The 2314-nt window shown below is 67.6% G+C and carries 3 protein-coding genes; all 3 read left to right on the forward strand.

The window, feature by feature from the left end; all coding sequences use genetic code 11:
• Nucleotides 1-1240 (forward strand): carboxyl transferase domain-containing protein (locus HZR81_RS23365; RefSeq protein ID WP_500129371.1); only part of this gene is annotated, 1240 nt, incomplete at its 5' end.
• 57 nt (nucleotides 1241-1297) lie between these two features.
• A complete protein-coding gene (locus HZR81_RS23370) occupies nucleotides 1298-2095 on the forward strand; it encodes a gamma-carboxygeranoyl-CoA hydratase (protein ID WP_500129372.1) in 798 nt (265 codons plus the stop codon).
• The coding region (locus HZR81_RS23375; RefSeq protein ID WP_500129373.1) for a biotin carboxylase N-terminal domain-containing protein at nucleotides 2095-2314 on the forward strand (220 nt) is incomplete at its 3' end. The genes HZR81_RS23370 and HZR81_RS23375, both read left to right, overlap by 1 nt.

Below are 2314 nucleotides of genomic sequence, written 5' to 3' on the forward strand. Positions count from 1 at the left end.
GAAGCACCTGCGCGCGCAGACCGTCGCCCGCGAGAACCGCCTGCCCTGCATCTACCTGGTGGACTCCGGCGGCGCCAATCTGCCGCGTCAGGACGAGGTGTTCCCGGACCGCGAACACTTCGGCCGCATCTTCTTCAACCAGGCCAACATGAGCGCCATGGGCATCCCGCAGATCGCCGTGGTGATGGGCTCCTGCACTGCCGGCGGCGCCTACGTGCCAGCGATGGCCGACGAGACCATCATGGTACGCAACCAGGCGACCATCTTTCTCGCCGGCCCGCCGCTGGTGAAGGCTGCCACCGGCGAAGTGGTAACCGCCGAGGAACTGGGCGGCGCCGACGTGCACTGCAAGACCTCGGGCGTCGCCGACCACTACGCCGAGAACGACGAGCACGCGCTTTCCATCGCCCGCCGCTGCGTGGCCAACCTTAACTGGCGCAAGCTCGGCCAGCTGCAGACCCGCGAACCGCGCGCACCGCTGTATGCCGCCGACGAGCTGTACGGTGTGATCCCGGCGCAGGCCAAGCAGCCCTATGACGTGCGCGAGGTGATCGCGCGGCTGGTGGACGGCAGTGAGTTCGATGAATTCAAGGCGCTGTTCGGCACCACCCTGGTCTGCGGCTTCGCCCATCTGCACGGCTACCCGATCGCCATCCTCGCCAACAACGGCATCCTCTTCGCCGAGGCGGCGCAGAAAGGCGCGCACTTCATCGAACTGGCCTGCCAGCGCGGCATTCCGCTGCTGTTCCTGCAGAACATCACCGGTTTCATGGTCGGGCAGAAATACGAGGCCGGCGGCATCGCCAAGCACGGCGCCAAGCTGGTCACCGCGGTGGCCTGCGCCCAGGTGCCGAAATTCACCGTGCTCATCGGCGGCAGCTTCGGTGCCGGCAACTACGGCATGTGCGGCCGCGCCTACGACCCGCGCTTCCTCTGGATGTGGCCCAACGCGCGCATCGCCGTGATGGGTGGCGAACAGGCCGCCGGGGTGCTCGCCCAGGTCAAGCAGGAACAGAGCGAGCGCGCCGGCAAGAGTCTCGGCGACGATGAGGTGGCGGCCATCAAGCAGCCGATTCTCGAACAGTATGAGCGCCAGGGCCATCCCTACTACTCCAGCGCACGGCTGTGGGACGACGGCGTGATCGACCCGGCGCAGACCCGCGAGGTGCTGGGGCTGGCGCTGTCCGCCGCGTTGAATGCGCCGATCGAGCCGACCCGCTTCGGCGTGTTCCGCATGTAATCCGTGCCGCCGGCAGCCGAACGCGCCGGCGACTGCAGTCCCCTCGAGGATGCCGAGATGACCGATTTCCAGACCATCGAACTGAACAAAGACGCGCGCGGCGTGGCCACGCTCTGGCTCAACCGCGCGGACAAGAACAATGCCTTCGACGCCCGGGTGATCGGCGAACTGAACGCAGCACTGGCCCAGGTGCAGGACGATGCGGGCATCCGCTTCCTCATCCTGCGCGGGCGTGGCAAGCACTTCTCCGCTGGCGCGGATCTCGGCTGGATGCGCGAATCGGCCAAACTCGACTACCAGGCGAACCTGGCTGACGCCCACGAACTCGGCGAGCTGATGCAGCGCCTTTACCAGCTGCCGCAGCCGACCCTGGCCGTGGTACAGGGCGCGGCCTTTGGCGGCGCGCTGGGGCTGATCGCCTGCTGCGACATGGCCGTCGGCGCCCGCGACGCACTGTTCTGCCTGTCGGAAGTTCGCATCGGCCTGGCGCCGGCGGTGATCAGCCCGTACGTGGTCAAGGCCATCGGCGAGCGCGCTACCCGCCGCTACGCGCTGACCGCCGAACGTTTCGACGGCACACGTGCCCGCGAACTCGGCCTGCTCGCAGAAACCTACCCGGCCAGTGAGCTGGACGCCGCGCTGGAGCAATGGGTCGCCAACCTGCTGCTCAACAGCCCGCAGGCGCTCAAGGCCTGCAAGAACCTGCTGCTGGAAGTGGGCGATGGCGATTTCAGCGCCGACCTGCGCCAGACCACCGAACAGGCCATCGCGCGCCTGCGCACCAGCCCGGAAGGTCAGGAAGGCCTGAGCGCCTTTCTGGAAAAACGCACGCCCGCCTGGCAGGAGAAGAAGTGATGAATCGCCATATCGATACCCTGCTGGTCGCCAACCGCGGCGAGATCGCCTGCCGCGTGATGCGCACCGCCAAGGCCATGGGCCTAACCACCGTTGCGGTGCACAGCGCCATCGACGCCAGCGCGCGCCATGCCCGCGAAGCCGATATCCGCATCGACCTGGGCGGCGCCAAGCCGGCCGAGAGCTACCTGCGCATCGACAAGCTGATCGAGGCGGCCA

Origin of the sequence: Pseudomonas sp. LM13, assembly GCF_041381355.1 — a bacterium.
Taxonomy (GTDB): domain Bacteria; phylum Pseudomonadota; class Gammaproteobacteria; order Pseudomonadales; family Pseudomonadaceae; genus Stutzerimonas; species Stutzerimonas frequens.

Bases quoted from the DNA above. Each gene is read 5' to 3' on its own strand.
- HZR81_RS23370 (WP_500129372.1), top strand. From the start codon at position 1,298: ATGACCGATTTCCAGACCATCGAACTGAACAAAGACGCGCGCGGCGTG.